Annotated in this window: 25 protein-coding genes; 16 read left to right on the top strand and 9 right to left on the bottom strand. The window is 48.8% G+C overall.

Translation table 11 applies throughout. The annotated features are described in order from the left end of the window. On the top strand, window positions 1-743 hold a 743-nt coding region (locus Mcas_RS11055), incomplete at its 5' end, for an HD-GYP domain-containing protein (RefSeq protein ID WP_040335611.1). A gap of 700 nt (window positions 744-1,443) precedes the next feature. On the opposite strand, the gene Mcas_RS11050 is transcribed toward Mcas_RS11055, so the two are convergent. Next, the gene (locus tag Mcas_RS11050) at window positions 1,444-1,887 is read right to left on the bottom strand and encodes a GNAT family N-acetyltransferase (protein ID WP_052567220.1); all 444 of its coding nucleotides are present in this window, start codon (window positions 1,885-1,887) and stop codon (window positions 1,444-1,446) included. A 64-nt stretch (window positions 1,888-1,951) separates the two neighbouring features. Then, a complete protein-coding gene (locus Mcas_RS18235) occupies window positions 1,952-2,167 on the bottom strand; it encodes a hypothetical protein (RefSeq protein WP_156033323.1) in 216 nt (71 codons plus the stop codon). Window positions 2,168-2,625: 458 nt separating this feature from the next. Between Mcas_RS18235 and Mcas_RS16835 the strand changes: the two genes are divergently transcribed. The 9 genes from Mcas_RS16835 (at window position 2,626) to Mcas_RS11005 (ending at window position 10,035) form a co-directional block, all read left to right on the top strand. Then, window positions 2,626-3,525, top strand: a complete 900-nt coding sequence (locus Mcas_RS16835) for a diacylglycerol/lipid kinase family protein (RefSeq protein ID WP_052567219.1) — start codon at window positions 2,626-2,628, stop codon at window positions 3,523-3,525. A gap of 345 nt (window positions 3,526-3,870) precedes the next feature. Further along, window positions 3,871-4,287, top strand: a complete 417-nt coding sequence (locus Mcas_RS11040; RefSeq protein ID WP_040335600.1) for an OsmC family protein — start codon at window positions 3,871-3,873, stop codon at window positions 4,285-4,287. Window positions 4,288-4,295: 8 nt separating this feature from the next. Further along, window positions 4,296-4,892: an RNA 2',3'-cyclic phosphodiesterase gene (gene thpR, locus Mcas_RS11035; RefSeq protein ID WP_052567217.1), complete on the top strand. Its 597-nt coding sequence runs from the start codon at window positions 4,296-4,298 to the stop codon at window positions 4,890-4,892. A 4-nt stretch (window positions 4,893-4,896) separates the two neighbouring features. After that, complete coding sequence (locus Mcas_RS11030; protein ID WP_040335599.1) at window positions 4,897-5,241, top strand: hypothetical protein; 345 nt, start codon at window positions 4,897-4,899, stop codon at window positions 5,239-5,241. A 59-nt stretch (window positions 5,242-5,300) separates the two neighbouring features. Continuing rightward, entirely contained in the window at window positions 5,301-5,609 is a 309-nt protein-coding gene (locus Mcas_RS11025; RefSeq protein ID WP_040335598.1) for an antibiotic biosynthesis monooxygenase, read from the top strand. After that, entirely contained in the window at window positions 5,603-6,784 is a 1,182-nt protein-coding gene (locus Mcas_RS11020; protein ID WP_040335597.1) for an iron-containing alcohol dehydrogenase, read from the top strand. Before Mcas_RS11025 ends, Mcas_RS11020 begins: the two co-directional genes overlap by 7 nt. Before the next feature lie 119 nt (window positions 6,785-6,903). After that, complete coding sequence (locus Mcas_RS11015; RefSeq protein ID WP_040335596.1) at window positions 6,904-7,743, top strand: MBL fold metallo-hydrolase; 840 nt, start codon at window positions 6,904-6,906, stop codon at window positions 7,741-7,743. An 89-nt stretch (window positions 7,744-7,832) separates the two neighbouring features. Further along, window positions 7,833-8,558: a competence/damage-inducible protein A gene (locus Mcas_RS11010; RefSeq protein ID WP_052567214.1), complete on the top strand. Its 726-nt coding sequence runs from the start codon at window positions 7,833-7,835 to the stop codon at window positions 8,556-8,558. Further along, the gene (locus Mcas_RS11005) at window positions 8,533-10,035 is read left to right on the top strand and encodes an oligosaccharide flippase family protein (protein ID WP_040335595.1); all 1,503 of its coding nucleotides are present in this window, start codon (window positions 8,533-8,535) and stop codon (window positions 10,033-10,035) included. The genes Mcas_RS11010 and Mcas_RS11005 overlap by 26 nt, the downstream gene beginning before the upstream one ends. A 41-nt stretch (window positions 10,036-10,076) precedes the next feature. Here Mcas_RS11005 and Mcas_RS11000 read toward each other — a convergent pair whose 3' ends face one another. From Mcas_RS11000 to Mcas_RS10975, 7 genes are all read right to left on the bottom strand, one after another. Continuing rightward, a complete protein-coding gene (locus tag Mcas_RS11000) occupies window positions 10,077-10,799 on the bottom strand; it encodes a creatininase family protein (RefSeq protein WP_040335594.1) in 723 nt (240 codons plus the stop codon). A 6-nt stretch (window positions 10,800-10,805) separates the two neighbouring features. Continuing rightward, on the bottom strand, window positions 10,806-11,147 hold the full coding sequence (locus tag Mcas_RS10995) for a peptide chain release factor family protein (protein ID WP_052567213.1): 342 nt from the start codon (window positions 11,145-11,147) through the stop codon (window positions 10,806-10,808). A gap of 237 nt (window positions 11,148-11,384) precedes the next feature. Next, window positions 11,385-11,567 (bottom strand): hypothetical protein, encoded by a 183-nt coding sequence (locus Mcas_RS10990; protein WP_040335593.1) that lies wholly within the window; start codon window positions 11,565-11,567, stop codon window positions 11,385-11,387. Window positions 11,568-11,620: 53 nt separating this feature from the next. Then, window positions 11,621-11,992 (bottom strand): response regulator, encoded by a 372-nt coding sequence (locus Mcas_RS10985; RefSeq protein WP_040335592.1) that lies wholly within the window; start codon window positions 11,990-11,992, stop codon window positions 11,621-11,623. Window positions 11,993-12,066: 74 nt separating this feature from the next. Beyond that, window positions 12,067-12,996 carry a DHH family phosphoesterase gene (locus tag Mcas_RS18845; protein WP_040335591.1) on the bottom strand — a complete coding sequence of 310 codons (930 nt, stop codon included), beginning with the start codon at window positions 12,994-12,996 and terminating at the stop codon, window positions 12,067-12,069. Window positions 12,997-13,244: 248 nt separating this feature from the next. Beyond that, complete coding sequence (locus Mcas_RS18225; RefSeq protein ID WP_156033322.1) at window positions 13,245-13,418, bottom strand: hypothetical protein; 174 nt, start codon at window positions 13,416-13,418, stop codon at window positions 13,245-13,247. Beyond that, entirely contained in the window at window positions 13,419-13,655 is a 237-nt protein-coding gene (locus Mcas_RS10975; RefSeq protein ID WP_040335590.1) for a hypothetical protein, read from the bottom strand. It lies immediately after the preceding gene. 484 nt (window positions 13,656-14,139) lie between these two features. Here Mcas_RS10975 and truB point away from each other — a divergent pair, with 484 nt between their 5' ends. From truB to Mcas_RS10945, 6 genes are all read left to right on the top strand, one after another. Continuing rightward, on the top strand, window positions 14,140-15,033 hold the full coding sequence (gene truB / locus Mcas_RS10970) for a tRNA pseudouridine(55) synthase TruB (RefSeq protein WP_040335589.1): 894 nt from the start codon (window positions 14,140-14,142) through the stop codon (window positions 15,031-15,033). A 116-nt stretch (window positions 15,034-15,149) separates the two neighbouring features. Next, window positions 15,150-16,208 (top strand): type IV pilus biogenesis protein PilM, encoded by a 1,059-nt coding sequence (gene pilM / locus Mcas_RS10965; RefSeq protein WP_040335588.1) that lies wholly within the window; start codon window positions 15,150-15,152, stop codon window positions 16,206-16,208. Next, a complete protein-coding gene (locus Mcas_RS10960) occupies window positions 16,205-16,801 on the top strand; it encodes a PilN domain-containing protein (protein ID WP_040335587.1) in 597 nt (198 codons plus the stop codon). The genes pilM and Mcas_RS10960 overlap by 4 nt, the downstream gene beginning before the upstream one ends. Beyond that, a complete protein-coding gene (locus Mcas_RS10955) occupies window positions 16,798-17,412 on the top strand; it encodes a type IV pilus inner membrane component PilO (RefSeq protein WP_040335586.1) in 615 nt (204 codons plus the stop codon). The genes Mcas_RS10960 and Mcas_RS10955 overlap by 4 nt, the downstream gene beginning before the upstream one ends. A 14-nt stretch (window positions 17,413-17,426) precedes the next feature. Next, complete coding sequence (locus tag Mcas_RS10950) at window positions 17,427-18,005, top strand: pilus assembly protein PilP (protein WP_040335585.1); 579 nt, start codon at window positions 17,427-17,429, stop codon at window positions 18,003-18,005. Further along, window positions 17,993-19,561: an AMIN domain-containing protein gene (locus tag Mcas_RS10945; RefSeq protein WP_040335584.1), complete on the top strand. Its 1,569-nt coding sequence runs from the start codon at window positions 17,993-17,995 to the stop codon at window positions 19,559-19,561. Before Mcas_RS10950 ends, Mcas_RS10945 begins: the two co-directional genes overlap by 13 nt. The last annotated feature ends 29 nt before the right edge of the window (window positions 19,562-19,590 follow it).

Below are 19,590 nucleotides of genomic sequence, written 5' to 3'. Positions count from 1 at the left end.
CAAGGCATTTTGTGGGGGCCTTGAGTAGTATTGTAGATTACCTGTGGTATGCGAAGTTAGACCGTACCTACAAGAAGATGCTCGAAAGTACGGTTGAGAAGAAGACCCTTGAACTAAAAAGTGCGCAGAGGAAGATAAAGGACCTGACCGATGAGCTGCTTCAACGTCTGATATTAGCTTCCGAGCGCAAGGATACCGATACGGGTGAACATATATCAAGGATGGGTCTATACTCAAAGAGGTTGGCACAGGAGCTTGGTTTGTCAGGTGGATTTGCTGAAGCAATAAGTTTTGCAAGCCCTCTGCATGACATAGGCAAGATCGGCATACCTGACAGCGTGTTGTTAAAGCAGGGACGGCTTACGGAGGAGGAGTTTGAGGTGATAAAGACGCACTCCATGATAGGTGCCGGCATACTCTCAGGGTCTTCACACGGCGGTATACAGATGGCCGAAACAATAGCCCTCTATCACCACGAGAGATGGGACGGCTCAGGATACCCTGCAGGGTTGAAGGGCGAGGATATACCGATTGAAGCAAGGATTGTCATAATCTGCGACCAGTATGATGCCCTGGTTATGAAGAGACCATATAAGCCGCCGTTTGAGCACAAGAAGGCGGTTGATATAATCACAAAGGGCGACGGCAGGACATTACCAACACACTTCGATCCGGACGTTCTTAGCGCTTTCATCAAAGCCTCCGCCGACTTTGATACCATATACAGAGAAAACTCGAATTGAGTTGGTGGCACAACAAACAACCGTGGTCATGCAGCCATCGCCGGTTTACGTTCTTACCATTTCTTTCCTTCTTCGCTGGATGGTTTCCGTAGTGACCTATGATAGCATCAGGGGCTTGCCCATGGCTTGAACAGGGGTTGTAGGGACATCCCACAAGATACATTCCTGCTGTGACAATAATCTTATTGTGGGCAATTGCTCTGCCACGTCTGACCAACATATGTAGCCAACCCCTGAATGCAGCATTGAGCCTTTCTATATATGAGGAGTTGATTCCCCTGCCACCACATGTCGCAGTTAGTACTGCTAAAATTGCATACAGCGTTCCTATTACCGCACGTGTGACAACGCTTACTACAGGTTTCTTCTCATACTTCTTGACCACCCCTATTCAATCCATGGGCAGGATCTGTGTGTATGGGGGTACGGAATACCTTTGTAAACGCACTCAGCGATTCATAGTGTAGAGTAAACATAGATAGGAAGGAGATTTACAAATGTTAAAAAACTTTTTTTCCAGAGTTGGAAAGAGTCTTTAATCTGCCGCATGATACTTTCCAATAGCAACGCATTATATTGCACTATCGCTCCCGATGGTCGCTGTCCTTGAGTTGAGTTACCTATGCAAAATAATAAGGAACCCACGTTCTCTTATATCAAATGTTATAGACGTGTTCTCGACCTCCTTATGTATCGTTTTTTATTCTGGCATAGGTGCTATGTCTATTAGATCATAAAACAACAACCTTGTCGCATCGTTCTTGTCATTTTCAGAGAAAAATGCAAATCTGTTTTGTATATAAAAGTTTAAAACATCAGGTTTATTGTAAGCATCAACAGTCAGGAATCTGCATCCAGTTTTGTTATCATATCTAAATGTTCTTTTTACATGATAAAGTAGCTTTGTCCCAATACCGTTACACTGATAGTTTTTATGGACACCTAACCGTCCTATTTTGACTGCTGGATAGGTATAATATCGTTTTTTGTTCGGAACATTCTTATTTATTTTTGTGCTTCTCTGAACCTTGTCGTTTAAAACACTATAAAAAGCAATTGTCTCATCTTTGCTCTCTAAAATATATGTAACAGCAAGTAATTGATTTAAATACAACTTTGACTGGTTAATCAAAAAATCCGTCAAATCCTCCTCACCACAATCAAAAGGTTTTAACTCTTGATTGTGGTGGAGTCTTGAGAATTTACTATCAGTCTGTGAAATTTGCAAATTTCTTTAACCAGTCAGAGCTTTCTATCATTCGTTTTATTTCTTCATCAGATTCTCTATGTAATCCCTGTTCTGCCTCTTTTGCTCGCTTGTAAAACCTATCGGCATCCTTCCCTTTTAATGGTGGTGTATCTTTTATTGGTAGTGCCATTGTAAGCCTCCTTGCAATTTTATTAACTAACTTGTTTATCTCCATTGATTTTATTCTACCACATGTTTATTGTTTATGTAAAGAATCGCTGACCCTTCTGTGTCAATAGCATTTGACCAATGTATTACCCCCCCCTAACCCATCACCAATAGATCACCGCAACAATTAGTGACAGAAGTTACACACTCAGATACCACCCTCAAAACCCCACTCATTCCAGAGTCATTCCAGGTCGTACCTTAAAGGTAAAGCCGGTGTGCATTGTTGGGGGTTCGAGTCCCCCCTTCGGCACCACTTCCTTGATTTTAAAGCATTCTCTACCATGAAATCTCGGTCCGATTTGGGTCCTGATAACCAATTAATGCCCTTCTCCAGCGATTTCCCAATTTTCATTTGGCGTGTAATTTCTCAAAAAGTTGAAGGTGGTATTGCATTTTAATCAACCCAAATGTAAAATAGGCTATAACGTAAATGCTAGTACTATGGAGGCATAAGGAAATTGGATGAGGTTATCGGCGCTGCTTATCATTAATCCTATATCGACGACATTTAAGACGGCTAGAATAGAAACGGCCAAGGCAATGCTACAGGCGGCAGGCTATGACACGACCCTCTACTGGACCAGAGACAAGGGAGATGCCCAGACACGGGCCGGACAGGCCGTCGAGGAATCCGCCGACAAGCCCTGGTCAGTGGTATTTGCCTGCGGAGGGGACGGGACGGCCAACGAGGTTGCAAATGGTCTGGCGTTTTCACGGATTCCAATGGCCATCCTACCCATAGGAGGCAGTAACGTCCTGTCACGGGAGCTGGGTTCCAGGGGAGTGGTTCGGAGGGCTGTTGCATCGACCATCGGAGGTCAACCGCAGAAAGTGTCCCTGGGACGCATACGTACGCCCTGGGAGACACGCTACTTTACCACGATGGCCGGCATAGGGTTTGATGCCCTGGCGGTATACGGCCTCAACAAGTCCCTCAAGCGGGTGATCGGGGTGCCGGCCTATGTCGTCAGCGGGATAGGGTGCCTGTTGAGCTACAGGACTGAAAATATCACACTGCGGATTGACGGCAGCGATATCAGCGGCTATTCGGCCATTGTCAGTAAGGCATCGCGCTATGGCGGTGAGTTTCGGATTGCGCCGGAGGCTGATATAACAAAAGCGGAACTCTGCGTACACGTCTTCCAAGGGCACGGCAGGGGTGCCCTGCTGAAGCACACGGCAGGCATTATAGGCGGACAACCCCTCGGGAGGCTAAAGGGGGTGGTGGGAGGCAAATGCAACAGCATCCGGATTAACGCAGAAAGCCACATACAGATGGATGGCGATTATTTCGGTAAATGCACCACAAACGTCCCCATAGAGATTGACGTATGCAAAGACGCCCTGATGCTTCAATTTTAAGAACAGAGCTTTTTGATGTATCTTCTTTATATTTCTATGGTAACTATACTTTAAGACAAGAAAGAAGTCCCCTTGACCCCATTATTCTTAAACCTAATGTTCTAAACCTTTATGCTCCGTTATTTACCTTGTAGTTACATCAAGTCGAAATCTGCTATAATAGTACGATGATTCATAACAGGCGAAAAAACATTGCTGTTATAACGGCGCTTGGAACCTTCGGGGATGCGGGGCGTAATGTTGAACGAAATTCCATTGCAGAATTCCAGCGTCTCCTAAAACAGGGTGAAACCATGCGATTAAAAACAAAACAGGCAGTTGCAGGCTGCCCTTAAGGAGGAGTTTATGGATGCAAAGTTGACATGGGTTGATGGGATGCGGTTTGTGGGGGAGGCCTCATCGGGACATGCCATCGTTATTGACGCCGACCACGAGGTTGGCGGGGAGGACACGGGCATGAGGCCATCGGAGTTGCTGTTAATAGCGCTGGGAGGTTGCTCGGCTATGGATATCATCTCCATCCTCAGAAAAAAGAAACAGGACGTCAGACGTTTTGAGATAAATGTCAGGGGCGATAAGGCCTCTGCACACCCAAAACGCTTTAACACCATCGTTGTGGAGTACGTGGTCACTGGCAAGGGCGTAGAGGTCGAGGCCCTCAAAAGGGCAGTGGAACTGTCCATGACAAAGTACTGCTCGGTAAAGGCCACCATTGAAAACGGCGTCCCCATAGAGTATACCTACAGGGTCGTTGAGGAGTAGGTGGCAGGGTGCCTGAGAGGGTTGGCGTTGAGGGACGGCGCTTGAAGACAAGGGCGTTTATTGCCATCAACATAGCAGAGCCGGTGCAGTTGGAGATCGATGCAGCCATAGCCCCGTTGAGGCAGGATTACCGTGACGTTAAGTGGGTCAGAAGGGAAAACCTCCATTTAACGCTAAAGTTTCTCGGCGATATCGATCAGGGTCAGGTGCGGAGGGTTGAGGCTGCCCTGGAAGGGGTTTGCACCCTGCACCGTTCCTTCAGTATTGCCCTGAGATCGGTGGGTGGGTTTCCGACCCTGACGCGGCCAAAGGTGCTGTGGATCGGCGTGGAGAATGACAGTGCCATGCGGGGGCTGCATCGGGATATCGACGCAAGGCTCTCTGATGCCGGTTTTGCCAGGGAGGACAAGCCTTGGGCTGCACACCTGACAATTGGCAGATTGAGGGATGGTGGCAATGCTATCGGCCTCATGGAAAAACTGACCTCGTTAAAAACACAGGACTTTGGTCTCAGCCCTGTCTCAACCATAGACTTTATGAGCAGTGAACTCAAGCCGGGCGGACCAATATACTCCGTGATGAGGAAATTTCCCCTGAAGGGGTAGAGTTATGATGCGTATAGAGACAAAGATAAGTGCAACACTGATTTGCCTGGTGTTGTTGATGCTTGCAACGGCGGTGACTCTCTCAGCCATAGAGCTTACCGGTGTGCAGGTGAGGGCGTCTGAGGGACGCAGCGGCTCTGTCATAAGCAAACCTGTGACATTGACCAGGGCTGCCACTATTATAAGGATCGACGGGCCAAAGGAAGGCTTCTGCATAACGGGGACTGCCACAATCTGCAGCTCCTCCGAAATAGTCGGAATGACCCTCGAACCGGGCACATATACGGTGTTTCCCAACGTGCCGGCAGGTAAGGACAGGGAAAAGGTGATCATCTACCTGCGATACTGATAAGACCTTATAATATGATTTTTGGTATCTTAATCAATAAAAAGGAGGCATCTTGTTTGATGATAGTCACATCGGTAACAGTCTGGGTTAAGCCCGAGCACGTGGATGATTTCATAGCCGCAACGCGTGCAAACCACGGGGGTTCGGTCGAGGAACCTGGCAACATGAGGTTTGACGTGCTTCAGGGTATCAAGGACCCGACACAGTTTCTCCTGTACGAGGCATACGAAAGCGAAGAGGCAGCCGCCGAACACAAAAACACTGCCCACTACAAGACATGGAGCGATACGGTTGAACCCTGGATGGCCAAACCACGTCAGGGGGTACCCCACCGCGTGATCTCACCCCAGGAAAGGACAAAATGGTGAACCTGAAGTTTAAGTTTGCCAGGCCCCCGCACATATACTTTGGAGCAGGCACGTTTAAGGACGTATGCACTATTGTCCGTGGCTATGGCCGGAGTGTTTTAGTACTTACCGGAGGAAGCTCTCTGAAGGCGTCGGGGAGGCTGGCTGGGCTTCTGGCCGACCTTGATGCCCTTTCGATCAAGCACCGCCACGTGTCAATCAACACGGAGCCTTTCCCTGAGATGATCGATGAAGTGGTCAGGGGTTGCCGTGATGTTGGCGTTGAGGTAGTCCTTGCCGTAGGTGGTGGCAGTGTCCTTGATGCAGGCAAGGCCGTATCGGCGATGCTGCCCACGGGGGAGGGCGTGTTTGATTATCTTGAGGGGGTTGGCAGTGGTGCCGTCCACAGTGGAGTGAAGGTGCCGTTTATAGCGGCGCCAACTACGGCAGGAACGGGCAGTGAGGCAACCAAGAACGCTGTCATAAGCCGTGTGGGACAGGACGGCTTTAAGAAGTCCCTCAGGCATGACAACTTCGTTCCGGACGTTGCCGTTGTTGACCCGGAGTTGACCCTGTCCTGTCCGCCTGCCATCACTGCTTCCTGTGGACTTGATGCCTTTACGCAGTTACTGGAGTCCTACGTGTCAACGAAGGCCTCTGTTGTCACGGACTCTCTGGCCCTGGGTGCACTGGAGTTGTTTAAGGACAACCTCGTAGCTGCCTGCACGGTGTCCCCGGGGGACATTGTGGTGAGGTCGGCGCTGTCTTATGCCTCGCTGATATCGGGCATAACCCTTGCCAATGCCGGCCTGGGCGTGGTGCATGGGATAAGCTCGGTCATAAGCGCCCATTTTGATATCCCCCATGGTGTCATCTGCGGGACCCTCATCGGGGCGGCAACGAAGGTCAACATTCAGCGTCTGATGGCAGATAATGCCGTGGATGCGCTAAAAAAGTTCGCCGCGGTAGGTGACCTCATAACCGCTCAGAGTGGCAACAGCAGTGTGGAGTCGTCCTTGGAGAGCTTGATCCGGACGATAGACAATTGGGTATCGGCGTTGCGTATGCCACTGCTTAGTCACTATGGCGTAGGGCAGCAGCACCTTGATATGATAGCATCCAGGTCTTCAAACAAGGAAAGTCCCGTTAAGCTCTCCAATGCCGATATCATGGATATCCTACGGCAACGACTGTGACAAGGGTGAGGGTAGCTGTGGTCGAAAACAGTTTTTTTAGTTGCCAAAAAAATTATCCCAAAACATAGGGGTATATTGTATAATTAAGGCAAGCTAATGACAGCAAAGGAGGCAACGCAATGATTGTCAGGTGTTGGGGAGCGAGAGGCTCTATCCCGGTATCAGGCAGAGAGTATCTTAAATACGGTGGCGATACCACATGTATAGAGATAAGGACGAAAAATGATGAGATTATCATCGTTGATGCCGGTTCCGGGATCAGGGAATTTGGCAAACGTATGCTCGACGAAAAACGGACGCGCTTCAATCTGTTGTTCACCCATGCACACTGGGACCATATCATGGGTTTTCCGTTTTTCAGACCCATATACCGTGAAGGTACCGTGATAGACTTTTACGGCTGCGCCTTTTCTGCCGGCACCCTTCAGGATATCATATCCACGACGATGGTATCTCCACACTTCCCTGTAAAGTTTAATGAGATCAAGGCAGAGTTCTCCTATAACAGCATATGTGACAGGAGTATTGTAATAGATAGCGTTGCCATTTCATCAGTCATGTTGAGCCATCCCAACCAGGGGCTTGGTTATAAGTTCGTCGAGGACGGTAAGAGCTTTGTCTTTATCACCGACAACGAGCTGACGTATAAGCACCCCGGTGGTCTTGAATTTGAAACTTACGTGGAGTTCTGCAGGGGGGTCGATGTGTTGTTTCACGACTCCGAGTACGTAGAATCAGAGTATACGGAAAAAATAACGTGGGGCCACTCCGTCTATAAAGACTCTCTTAGGTTGGCCATTGAGGCAGGAGTAAAGCAGTTTGGCCTCTTTCATCACAACCAGAACAGAACCGATGACGCAGAGGATGAGATCGTTGCAGACTGTCACCGGATCATCAGGGAACAAAACAGCCCACTAGAATGTCTTGCCGTCTACCAGGGACTGGAGTTTACGCTATAAACAGGGGTTTCTTTCTTTTCTCCTCTTCTATTTTTGGGTGGTAATGTTGTACAATGAATGGAAACAATGAGGAAGGCGGTTAGCGGACTATGGAAATGACGGCTGGGATAATTATAATAGGAGACGAGATACTATCGGGAAAGGTAGAGGAGTGTAACTGTCTGTTTTTAGCTAGACGGCTGCGTGCCAGAGGAGTAAACGTCTGTCGTGTCTCTATCATATCCGATGAGGTTGACGAAATCGCGGCAGAGGTTCGGAGTTTCTCAGACAGGTACGATTACGTCTTTACCTCCGGGGGGCTGGGTCCAACCCACGATGATGTGACAATCGAGGGGATAGCCAAGGGTTTTTCCGTGAGGGTTGTTGTGGAGCCACACCTGCGCGGCATACTGGAGCGCCGATACGGTGACAGGGTGACTCCGGAACGCCTGAAGATGGCCGAAATCCCCGAAGGCGGCGAACTGGTAACCGACAAGGCATTGGAATTTCCGCTGATACGCTACAAGAACGTGTTCATATTCCCCGGTATCCCACAATTTCTCAGAGACAAGTTCAACGTCATCGAACACCTGTTCGTAGCCCCTTCGATCCTGCTTAAGCGGGTGTACGTCAACGAGTACGAGTCCGAAATAGCCCCCATGCTCAACGAAATAGTAAGAGACAACAGGGCCGTAAAGATCGGCTCCTATCCCATAATGCACAACAGCAACCATCGGGTAATGCTGACCCTTGAGTCCGTGGATGAGGCCGCCCTGACCCTGGCCGTGGATGCACTGGCTAAGAGACTGGGTGATAAAGTGGTCAAGATTGACTGATGAGGCGTTGCAGCAACAAGGGCATTCAAGACCTAAAATAATCCATCGGGCGCGCATTGTAAACAACATCCTTTCCCTGCTCTCTTCCGGCATAGCGGTACATGCCGTTTCGTTTTTTGTCGTCGTGTACCTTGCAAGGGTGTTGGGGCCGGAGGGGTTTGGTAGGATCAACTTTGCCTTTGCCATCGTTGGTTATTTCATGCTCTTTACGGACATGGGAATAGGCGTAATAGCCACCAGGGAGGTTGCCGTCGGACGGTGTGTGGGTGGGGAGAAGCTCAACAGGTATGTGGGCAACATCATTGCCCTGAGATTGACGATGGCCGTAGTGAGTTTTGTTGTGCTCGTTGCAATTGCCTTGATGCTTGACAAACCGGCAGAGATAAAATCCCTGATAATCCTCTATGGGGCAGGCGTGTTTGTATCGAGTCTGTTCATAGAGTGGTTGTTTCAGGGGCTTGAGCGGATGCACTACATAGCACTGGGCCGGATCGCAGGGATAGTGGTCTATGCAGGAGGGGTGTTCAGCCTCATACGCAACCCGCAACAACTGCTCATTGTTGCCTGTCTTCAGTTTCTGGCAGGAGTGGTAACGGCGGGGTGTTTGTTCTGGTCTTTCGGGAAGATTGCCGGCAAAATCGCACTTAATATAGACATGGGGTTGTGGAAGACATCCCTGTGGCAGGCCCTGCCCATAGGTATGGCAGTGCTCATGAACTTCGTCATCAACAACGCAAATACCGTGATGCTTGGCTTTATGAGTACAGAAAGTGCCGTGGGATACTTTAACAGCGCCTTTAAACTGCTATTGCCTTTGAGTATGCTTGGTTCGGTGTACTTTGATGCGATATACCCGGTCATCACCAGACACTATGCCGGAGTCGAAGCCGGTGCGGGAACATTTGGCGTTGTACTGTCCCTCAGTGCCAGGGTATCAATAACCCTGTTAGTGCCCATTGCCGTTGGTGGCAGCATGTTAGCCGGCCCCCTGATGCACCTCATCTACGGTGGCAGTTATGACGCCGCAAGTACGGCGCTGGGATACTTGCTCTGGGCAGGGGCAGTAGGCGTATGTAACATGGTGTACATCAGAGGTTTGTGGGCAAGTGCCAGGCAGGGGCTATATCTCAGGGTCGTCCTGGTGCAGGCAATTGTGAGTCTGCTGCTTAACGCCATGCTTATTGGAAGCCTGGGAATAGTGGGTTGTGCTATAGCGGCACTGGCGGTTGAAGCCCTTGGACTACTGTTGTATGTGCGGGCATTCAGGGACATCGCTACGATTGCGATAGGCAGGTTTATATTAAAACCCGTGGTAGCATCGGCAATCATGGCACTCTTTTTGTATACGACTACCGGGTTTAATATAGCGATTGAGGTACTTGGTGGTGCATTGGTCTATATAGTGTCGCTTTATCTTATAAAGGGTATAACCAGGGATGAATTGAGTATGATATACAGGGGGATCAGAGGTTTATAGCGTGTTTAGATTGTGTGTAATACAAGAAAAGAGAGGTTCCTCTAAAACCCTGTACCTTCATCAAACCTGTCGATTAGCGCGACAACCGCTGCCACGATAATATCAATAGCCGCCTGCCCTTTTTGGATGGTTGCCTTTTGCGGGTTGCCCCAGATGCCGTGTGGCCAGTACTTGAGCTTATCTCTGACGATAAATGGTCGTGGAAACTGTGGATATCCTTCCGGGGCAGTTCCCTTTACCAAGTCTGGTCGCAGGGCCATTACGACGGAGGTTTCCAGCTCACCGGCATGTGAATCACCGGGGGTCTCACACAGTTGCGCAAGCTCCTTGTGCAGGATATCATAGGGGGACAGGACGGCTATCTGAATGTCATCGAGTTCATCTATCAGGATTTCGGCCACCTCCTTCATGGCAGACATGTGGATACCACCACCGTGCCCCGATAACAGCATGAAGTTTCTCAGCCCCTTCTTGTACGAGTCCACGACGAGGTCCCTGGTGAGCATCCGTAGTGTTTCCGGCATTATGCTTATTGTTCCCGGGTGCTGCCGTGTCGTGGTACAGACCCCGTAATGCACGGGTGGGGCAAGGAAGACATCCCGCCGACGGAGCACCCGCATCAGGACTTCGTTGGCTATCAGGGTGTCGGTTGACAGGGGCAGGTGAGTGCCATGTTCCTCGACCGTGCCAAAGGGGAATATTATCGTCTTGCATTGTAACAGGTGTTTATGAAACTCCTGCATTGTTATCTCTTCAAGTAACATAGTCCCTCATTGGGCAGAGGCCTCCGTTTGAGGCTCTTTTTCATGATCTGTTCGGACTAAAGCCCTCTTTTTTCTTCTGTCCTTTTGTTTTCTTATTTTTTGGAACCTTTTTTCTATAACGCTGTCTTCTCCCTTGAGAAGTCGTTCGATTTTATCAACCAGCAGCCTCCTTGCCAGAAACCTGTTGATGGACTGGCTCCTGTCCTTCATGCACTTGACTTCCATGCCGGTTGGTATGTGCTTGAGGTAGACGCACGAAGCGGTCTTGTTCACCTTCTGTCCGCCATTGCCGCTGCTGCGAATAAAGCTCTCCTCGATATCGGATTCGTGGATGCTTAAGGCAGCCATCTTCTCTCTTAGAGCGACATTTTTGGCAGGACTAACTGCAAAGTCCACGTGCACTATCCCCAATTATGTGACTCACCCCTTGGCCCACTTTTTGGCCCACCCCTTGGCCACGGGTGTTAAAAGCCCGAAGGGGAAGAGTGAACAGCCCCACTTCCCTTTCGGGTTTCTCTGTCGGGCTTACCCTTGTCTCAGGGGTCACCCCTTTGGCCAGAGAGCCAATGTTAAGAAAGTCAGAGTTCAAACGTATTTGTTGACGAGAGTACCTGTTCCTGCAGGATTTGTGGCGCCGCCCGCATTCTGGATGAGTGCTACGGCCATCTGTCCCTGCATTTCCATTACGTCGAGGCTTTTTTTGGCTACATACATACCAGCCGTACTTTGCACGTTTTGCATTACCCGTTGGCTAATCTCTTCTATCATGCTTTTACCTCCCTTTCTTAATACTCTTTATTCGGCAATATGCCCGGATATCTTTAACCGGGGATGAGTTTTTTTACGATGGCCAATAACTGTTCCTGCTTGAAGGGTTTAATTATCCATCCTGTAGCCCCGCAAGCCCTGCCTTCCTGCCTCTTTGACACACTTGACTCCGTGGTGACCATAACGATGGGAATGAACTTGTGCTTTGGATTAGCCCTGATACCTCTGATGACGTCCAGGCCATCGATTTTGGGCATATTCAGGTCAACCAGGGCCATATGCACGTGGCTTTCTTCTATCTTGTCCAATGCCTCTTCACCATCACAGGCCTCAATCACATCGTAGCCGGCCTCAGTCAGCGTTATCTTTACCAACTGACGTATACTGGGTGAGTCATCGGCGATCATTATAGTTTTTTTCGTCATATTCTCAGCCTGTTAAAGCCACGTTATATACCATGCAGATTGCAAAAGACAATTGCTGTACCCCTGAGACAAGCTCAACCATCGGCGTTGATAACCTTAATCAGTTCAGCCAGGACGGCATCGGCCTTGTCGATTTCGATCTGGCATGTGCCGGCGTTAGCATGTCCGCCGCCGCCGTATTTTAACATCAGCGGTCCGATGTCGGTCTTTGATGACCTGTTGACAATGGACTTGCCAACGGCGTAGACGATGTTTTGCTTTTTCAGCCCCCAGAGCATGTGTATTGATATGTTGCACTGAGGAAAGAGGGCATAGATCACAAAGCGGTTTCCGGGGTATATAGTTTCCTCTCCGAGGAGGTTCAACACAACGAGGTTATTGTGTACGACGGCGCAGCGTTTGATCTGGTCTTTAAACAGCTCATCGTACTTGAAGAACAGCTCTACGCGTTCCTGGACGTCAGGCAGTGCGAGGATTTCTTCTATCGTATGGTTTTTGCAGTAGTCGATGAGGTCCATCATCAGATTGTAGTTTGAGATCCTGAAGTCCCTGAATCTTCCGAGGCCGGTTCTTGCATCCATGAGGTAGTTTAAGAGCACCCAGCCTGTTGGATGGAGTATTTCATCGAGGCTGAGGCGTGCGGCATCCCCCTTGTCAACGGCTTCCATCATGTCCGTGGATATGTCTTTGAATCGGGCTTTACCGCCAAAGTGCTCATAGACGACCCTTGCCGCCGATGGAGCCTCGGGATGTATGATGTGATTGTCACGTTTGCCGACCCTGATTGTTTCACTGAGGTGGTGGTCAAAGGCCAAATGGACGCCCTCGACATAGGGCAGATTGGTTGTGATGTCCCTGTTGGTTATATCTATCTTGCCATCCTGCATGTCCTTTGGATGCACAAACTTGATATCATCGATCATGTCCAGGTCCTTTAATAAGACCGCACACACCAGACCGTCAAAATCACTTCTGGTAACGAGTCTGAACCTACCCTCTGTCATTGTCTTACCTCCTTAAATGTCATCACTAAAAGTTGCATCAAGCTATATTATACACCAGGGCATTGTCTTTTGACTACAGGGCAATTGTATTTGAGAATTTATGGCGCGTTTCGATTGCATGCGATACAAAGAAAGAAAGGGGCGCCTCCGCCCCCCTTCAGACCCCCCCGCAAGGGGAGGGGCGAGGCGCCCCGGCCAGAAAGAAGTCCCCTTGACCCCGTAAAAATGCCCTCTTCTGCTGCAGAATGTTATCTTATGTAATAGTTGCTTGCGTTTCTGACAGCCTCGGCGTTATCCTTCAGAATTTCGGCGATCCTGGGATGGAGTTCGGTTGCGCAAAGTCTCCTGTATTCGTCATTTGTTGGCGAGCTTAACTCTTTTCCCAAAACAGGTTTTTCCAATAAAAAATCCTTTAGCGTCATTTATATCTCCCTTAAGTTGTTTCTATAGATATTATAAGGCTTTATTGGTAGTGTTTCTTCCATAAATCCGTTCGTAGCAGTATTGTAGTATACGACTTTTGACAGGTCATGATAAAGTATCCACGGATCAAGTTCATAGGTCCCTGCCGTTATATCTATAATTATTTTGCCGGACATTTTTAATGACTTGAAATCGTCTTTTGTAGATATATCGACGCACCAAACAAATTTAGGCATTGGTGTACATAGTATCCGTTTAGCTAAATTCAACTCCACGCTGTTATCGTTACACACCTTTTCTTTCAGAGATTTTGAAGATGTCATAATCATCTTCGCTTGATATATCGAGTTTCTTTAATGTAATTATACCTTTTTCTGCATCTGACATTGTATTTTTCCACCTCATTCCTAATCATCTCAAGAACGATCTTATTTATTTTATAAAAAAAAGTTGAAATAGTCAAGAGATTTTTTAAGTGGTCAGGGCAAGCGCATTAGAGAATTTTATGAGTTGTTGATTAGGTTATTTTATGTTTAAAAATCAAGGCTGCGCAGGATGGGGTCAAGGGGGCTGAGGGGGTTCCAAAGGGGGGCGAGGGGGTGGGGCACGATTTTCCCGCAGCGGGTCGCACCCGCCCCTGCCACAACCGCCCCTTTTTTTTCTTGCGGTCAAATGCGATTACTGCCTTGACAGGGCCGCGAGCATGTGCTACCATTGAGCATGGATGTTGTGCTAACCGTGGACAAGCCGCAGGGGCTGACCTCGCACGCTGTTTGCCAACGGATCAAAAGGGAGCTTGGCCTCAACAAGACGGGACACACGGGAACGCTTGACCCGCTGGCTACGGGGGTGCTCCTGGTCTGCTGCAACAGGGCTACGAAGGTCGTGGAGTACCTTGTTGGCCTTGACAAGGAGTACGTTGTCCGCATGAGGCTCGGTGTGGAGACGGACACGCTTGATGCAGAAGGTGTACCCGTGATTGAGATGCCGGTGCCGCCTCTTACGGCTTCGGAGATCGGGGAGGTTCTGGTGAGGTACACGGGTGAGATCATGCAGACGCCGCCGATGTACAGCGCCATAAAGGTAGGCGGGGTACCGCTGTATAAGAAGGCACGGAGCGGTCTTGAGGTGGAACGAAGTGCCAGGTGTGTCAGCATATATAGCATCGGGTTGACGCAACTGCGCTTGCCCTCTGTTGAGCTTCGGGTGTCGTGCTCCAAGGGGGTCTATATACGGACGTTGTGTGCCGACATTGCAAGGGATATCGGCACCTGTGGGTACGTTGAAAGTCTTCGGCGGATGCGTGTAGGGCGCTTTGATGTTGGCGGGGCGATGCACCTGGGAGAGTTGAATTTCTCCGGTGTGGGGTGTCACAGCCTCGATGACGTGCTGGGGCACATGCAGGAGGTGGTGTTGAGCTTCGGTGAGGTGCGGAGGCTGACAAACGGCCAGACGCTCTCCGGTGTGGGGCCTTGTGCGTGGGCGTTGGTGGCAGACGATGAGCAGGCCGGGCGGTACGTGAGGGTGAAGGACCCCCACGGGAGACTCGTTGCTGTCGGTTTGGTTACGGGCAAAAACATCAGAATGAGCGCCCTTCTTTCCGATGTAACCTGAGTATACCTGCCGGCTGTCCTAATACTTAAAGTTAAGTTTTAAGATAAGTTCTTAAGTGGCTATAAAAAAATAAAAAAACACTTGACAAGAAATTTTTGCTATGGTATAACATCTCTATGGTATCGTTATTTGGTTCTAAGTCGCTACTGGGTCTTGATATAGGTTCGGGAAGCATAAAGGCGGTTCAGTTGAAGGACCTCAAGGAGGGTTACGAACTGGAGTTGCTGGGGGTGATGCCGCTTCATCCAGCCATCATAGCGGAGGATACCATAGCGGATACGGTCAAGCTAGGCGAGACTCTGAAGGAGCTGATCAAGAAGTTCAATATAAAGACGAAAAACACCGTGATATCCATATCGGGCCATTCCTCTGTTATAATCAAACGTATCACCCTGCCGGAGATGACTGAAGAGGTCCTAAATGAAAATATACGATTTGAGGCGGAGCAGTACGTGCCCTTTGGCATAGAGGACGTCAACCTCGATTATCAGATAATAGGCCCTGCCGAAGAGGCCGGTCAGATAGATGTTGTGCTGGTGGCGGTGAAGAAGGACCTCTTAAACAGCTACGTCAGTGTGGTCAAGGATGTGGGATTGATTCCGGTCATAGTTGACGTTGATGCCTTTGCGCTTGAGAACATGTATGAGATCAATTACCACAGTGCTGAAGAAAAGAACGTGGCGCTTGTCAACGTTGGTGCAACCAATACGACGATAAATATATTGAGAAACGGGGTGTCCGCCTTTACGCGTGACAGCTCAATCGGTAGCAAGATACACACGGATACCCTCATGCGGGAACTCGATGTGACAATGGAAGCGGCAGAGAAGCTCAAACGTGGACAGGAGGCCGAGGGGATATCGGCAGTGAAGGCCGAGGCTATCATAAATTCAGCGTCGGAGGAGATCGTCATGGAGATAACCCGCTCGCTGGATTACTTCAGCGATACGCCCGATATTGGCAACATCGACGAACTGATGCTCGGTGGGGGCGGGGCCATGGTTAAAGGTTTTAAGGAGCTGATAACGGAGAGGACGGGGCTTACCGTAACATTGATGAACCCCTTTAGCAAGATAAAGATACCCAAGCAGATGGATGCCAAGTACGTGGAATCGGTTGCACCTCTGGCTGCCGTAGCCGTAGGGTTGGCCATGAGGAGGGTTGGAGACAGATGATACGGATAAATCTGTTACCCTCGGACAAGCGTCCAAGAAAAAGGAAAAAAGCCGCCAAAGAAGTCCCCACGATCATCATAGGTCTGATAGCCAGTCTGCTCGTAGCACTGATATTGTCGGGGGTGGGCGTCTACCTGATAAACAAGAAAGTCAGGCTGTTGACCAATGATAAGGTTCAAAAGACGGCGAAACTTGAGGGTCTGAAACAGAAGATTAAAGAAGTCGAGGCAATGAAGAAAAAGATAGATAAGGTGGAGGCAAATAAAAAGGCAATCGAGGAGTTGAGGGCAAATCAGGGCATCCCTGTGAGGGTGATAGATGAGGTCAGCAAGGCGTTGCCCGAAAATGTATGGATAAAGATGTTGACACTCAACGGCTCTAACCTTGCTTTAGAGGGCGTTGCTATGACCAATGATGACGTCGTGGTGTTTGTAAATAACTTCAAGCGTTCTGAGTTGTTCAAGGATACGTATCTGGTTAAGAGCTTTGAGGTGGCTGAAAAGGGGGAAAAGGACACTATTAAGGTGTATAGCTTTGGAATAACCATGCTCGTTGTTAAGCCGGAGGCAAAGGTTGCGGAGGTAAAAAGTTGACGCCTGTTACCCTTGAGTCCATAAATAAGCTGCATCCCGGAGTGAGGGTGCTTATAGCGTTAATACCGCTTATTATTATATTGTTGGTTTTTTATTTTGCTTTTTCCAAACCGAAGTATGCGCAGATAAAAAAGTTAAAGTCAGAGATAAAGAAATTAGACAGCGAGATAGCAGATGCACAAAAGATGGTTGAGCAACTCCCTGCGCTAAAGGCAAAACTGGCCATGGCAGAAAAAGAATATGAGCAGATAAAGCGACAGCTCCCGGAAGAGAGCGAGATATCAAGCCTTTTAAAGATGGTCTCAGACCAGGGCAGGTATTCGGGGCTGAAGATAAACCTGTGGGAGCCAAAACCAAAGTCTAACCACCCAAGCAACATAGTCTACGTGATCCCTGTAAATGTTTCGATGAATGGTTCTTACCACGAGCTTGGCAACTTCCTGAGCAGATTGACAGCCCTTGACAGGATTGTGAATATATCGCAGATAAAGTTGGACAGTCCAACGTTTGGAGCTGAGGAGGTTAGCCTGAAGATACAGCTTGTGGCCAATACGTTTTCGGCCATACCAGAGCCTGATGCCAAAGGTGCTCCGGGTACGGCGGCAAAATAGGAGAACATGTGAGAGTGGCTTTTGGTGTAAAGGCAATAAATGCTATGTTAAAAAAATGGTGCTTTACAAGTGTTATACTTGCGATGTTGGTGTTCTCTGACCTGGCTGTGAGAGATGCCTTAGGGGTCGATGCTAAGGGTGCAACGTCAAACAATGCCCAGCCTGTCGATAAGAGTATGGATAAACCCGCCGATAAACCAATCGTTATTGTTCCATATGAGTATAAGTCCGAAGGTCGGCGCGACCCTTTTATGTCTATCCTGGAGCTTAATAAAAAGAAACGCCAGAAAGAAAAGGAACCAAGAGATACCCGTATACTTTCCCCGTTGGAAACTGTCAACTGGGCAAAAATGAAGCTGATCGGTATCGTTATTGATCGGATAGACAAGTATGCCTCTGTCGTCTTGTCTGATGGCAGAGCGTTCGCTATAAAAAAGGGAACTTTTATTGGAATGAATGGTGGTAAGGTCGTGGAGATAAGACATGACAGGATTATTGTAGAAGAGATAATGGTGGATGACCTGGGCAGGAGTATAGTGAAGAGACTCTCCATGTGTTTAAATCAAGAGGAGGCCAGTGGATGCGATTTTTAGGCGTTTTTAGTAAGTTGATAGTAGTTTTGGTTTCTGTTGTATTGCTTTATGGTTGTGCCTCTGGCAGGAAGGATGCCAGACCGGTAAATCAGGGGCCGGTAAGCCAAGGAATAGAGCAGGAGACAAAAAAAGAGACACAACAGGTAGCAGAGCAAAACACACGGCAGCCTTCCGGTAATGTATTGAATGAAGTTGGTCTTGAGGGCGATAAAATCAAACTGACCGCAAGTAGCGTGTTTCCCTATAATGTAATAAACACTTTCGATCCGTTGAAAAAAATAGTTGAACTTAAGGGTGTAGAGGCAGGCGATTATAAAGACCGTCTAATTGTAGGCAAAGAAGGCATAGTGGACGTAACCGTCAAAGAGGAAGAAATGTCAACCGTGTTAGAGATAAGGCTGTCGTCTCCATTTGATGTCTCTGATGTGGTTTCGCAAAATGAGCTGGAACTTGTACTTAAAGCCGGCACGCTTGACCCGGCAACAGACACTGTTAAATCCAGTGGAGAAAGACCAGGCGTGGCGACAAACGGTGCGATTAAGGAGAAGGTCATAGTATCAAATGGTGCGTTAAAAGGGGCCAGAAACATAACCGGTGTACATTTCAGGAAGGAATCGGCTACGCTCTCAAAGGTGGAGATATCGGGGGATGGTCCGATAGCGCCGGATGTCTTTACGCTCGATGGCAGGATCGTGGTAGACATCCCCAAGGTGAGACTGGCAAGGCTACAAAAGCAAACCCCTAAGATGCCCCTGAGCGCCATCAGATGGGTAGAGCACAAAGATAAGGTGCGGATAGTGTTGGACGTGGCAGAGAAGGTTAACTACGATGTGGTCATGGGTGGCAATGTGGTGGAGATCGTGCTGACGGCGCCGGGGACGAATGCCTCTGACACGGCAGCAATCGTGCAACCTGTCGGAAAGGAACAACCTGCCGGAAAGAAAAAGAAGAGAGATAGCCGTGGTGGTAAAGATGCCTCAACGACGGATGATGTGATGAGCGATGTGCAGGCCAGGATAGACCGCCTCAAGGAAGAGGGTAAAAAACCCTCCGCCGAAAAAGGGCATGATGGAGCAGAATTCCCAAGAAAGGGCCTGGTGACGCTCGACTTTAACAACGCAGAAATTGTGCCGATAATGAGATTGATATCCGATGTCAGCGGATATAACATCGTTGTAGACCCGGCCGTCAAGGGTAAGATTACGCTGAAGCTGAAAGACGTTCCGTGGGATAAGGCCCTGGAATTGATCCTTGATACGCATAGGCTCGATAAAGAAGTTGACGGTAATATTCTGAAAATAAAACCGAAAGATACGGCCAATGGGGCTGCTAAATGTAGCTCGCAGCCGGTAGTGATAAAGGACCTGACGATAACCTTCTCAAATATGGGAGGTGCCGGGAGGTCTATAAAGAGAGAAAATATCGAGTCAGGCACCGGCAATATCTGTCTCGATCTGAACATTAATCTCGATGGCAACACTGGCGACAGTGCCGGTGGCGATAGGACGAGTATGGGTGACAAGGGTGATAGATCAAAGAAAGATGGTAAACACTAGGATAGTTAATGATTTTATATCAATTAATG

The organism is Candidatus Magnetobacterium casense (assembly GCF_000714715.1).
GTDB classification, from domain to species: Bacteria; Nitrospirota; Thermodesulfovibrionia; order Thermodesulfovibrionales; family Magnetobacteriaceae; genus Magnetobacterium; species Magnetobacterium casense.
Note: the sequence above shows the minus strand (reverse complement) of the source record. Positions and strands in the feature narration are given on the sequence as shown.

What these genes read in the sequence shown, in the direction of transcription:
- Mcas_RS18235 (WP_156033323.1), bottom strand. Translation starts at nt 2,167, where the DNA reads ATGGAGATAAACAAGTTAGTTAATAAAATTGCAAGGAGGCTTACAATG.
- Mcas_RS16835 (WP_052567219.1), top strand. Translation starts at nt 2,626, where the DNA reads ATGAGGTTATCGGCGCTGCTTATCATTAATCCTATATCGACGACATTT.
- Mcas_RS11040 (WP_040335600.1), top strand. Translation starts at nt 3,871, where the DNA reads ATGGATGCAAAGTTGACATGGGTTGATGGGATGCGGTTTGTGGGGGAG.
- Mcas_RS11030 (WP_040335599.1), top strand. Translation starts at nt 4,897, where the DNA reads ATGATGCGTATAGAGACAAAGATAAGTGCAACACTGATTTGCCTGGTG.
- Mcas_RS11025 (WP_040335598.1), top strand. Translation starts at nt 5,301, where the DNA reads ATGATAGTCACATCGGTAACAGTCTGGGTTAAGCCCGAGCACGTGGAT.
- Mcas_RS11020 (WP_040335597.1), top strand. Translation starts at nt 5,603, where the DNA reads ATGGTGAACCTGAAGTTTAAGTTTGCCAGGCCCCCGCACATATACTTT.
- Mcas_RS11015 (WP_040335596.1), top strand. Translation starts at nt 6,904, where the DNA reads ATGATTGTCAGGTGTTGGGGAGCGAGAGGCTCTATCCCGGTATCAGGC.
- Mcas_RS11010 (WP_052567214.1), top strand. Translation starts at nt 7,833, where the DNA reads ATGGAAATGACGGCTGGGATAATTATAATAGGAGACGAGATACTATCG.
- Mcas_RS11000 (WP_040335594.1), bottom strand. Translation starts at nt 10,799, where the DNA reads ATGTTACTTGAAGAGATAACAATGCAGGAGTTTCATAAACACCTGTTA.
- Mcas_RS10995 (WP_052567213.1), bottom strand. Translation starts at nt 11,147, where the DNA reads ATGGCTGCCTTAAGCATCCACGAATCCGATATCGAGGAGAGCTTTATT.
- Mcas_RS10990 (WP_040335593.1), bottom strand. Translation starts at nt 11,567, where the DNA reads ATGATAGAAGAGATTAGCCAACGGGTAATGCAAAACGTGCAAAGTACG.
- Mcas_RS10985 (WP_040335592.1), bottom strand. Translation starts at nt 11,992, where the DNA reads ATGACGAAAAAAACTATAATGATCGCCGATGACTCACCCAGTATACGT.
- Mcas_RS18845 (WP_040335591.1), bottom strand. Translation starts at nt 12,996, where the DNA reads ATGACAGAGGGTAGGTTCAGACTCGTTACCAGAAGTGATTTTGACGGT.
- Mcas_RS18225 (WP_156033322.1), bottom strand. Translation starts at nt 13,418, where the DNA reads ATGACGCTAAAGGATTTTTTATTGGAAAAACCTGTTTTGGGAAAAGAG.
- Mcas_RS10975 (WP_040335590.1), bottom strand. Translation starts at nt 13,655, where the DNA reads ATGCCTAAATTTGTTTGGTGCGTCGATATATCTACAAAAGACGATTTC.
- truB (WP_040335589.1), top strand. Translation starts at nt 14,140, where the DNA reads ATGGATGTTGTGCTAACCGTGGACAAGCCGCAGGGGCTGACCTCGCAC.
- pilM (WP_040335588.1), top strand. Translation starts at nt 15,150, where the DNA reads ATGGTATCGTTATTTGGTTCTAAGTCGCTACTGGGTCTTGATATAGGT.
- Mcas_RS10960 (WP_040335587.1), top strand. Translation starts at nt 16,205, where the DNA reads ATGATACGGATAAATCTGTTACCCTCGGACAAGCGTCCAAGAAAAAGG.
- Mcas_RS10945 (WP_040335584.1), top strand. Translation starts at nt 17,993, where the DNA reads ATGCGATTTTTAGGCGTTTTTAGTAAGTTGATAGTAGTTTTGGTTTCT.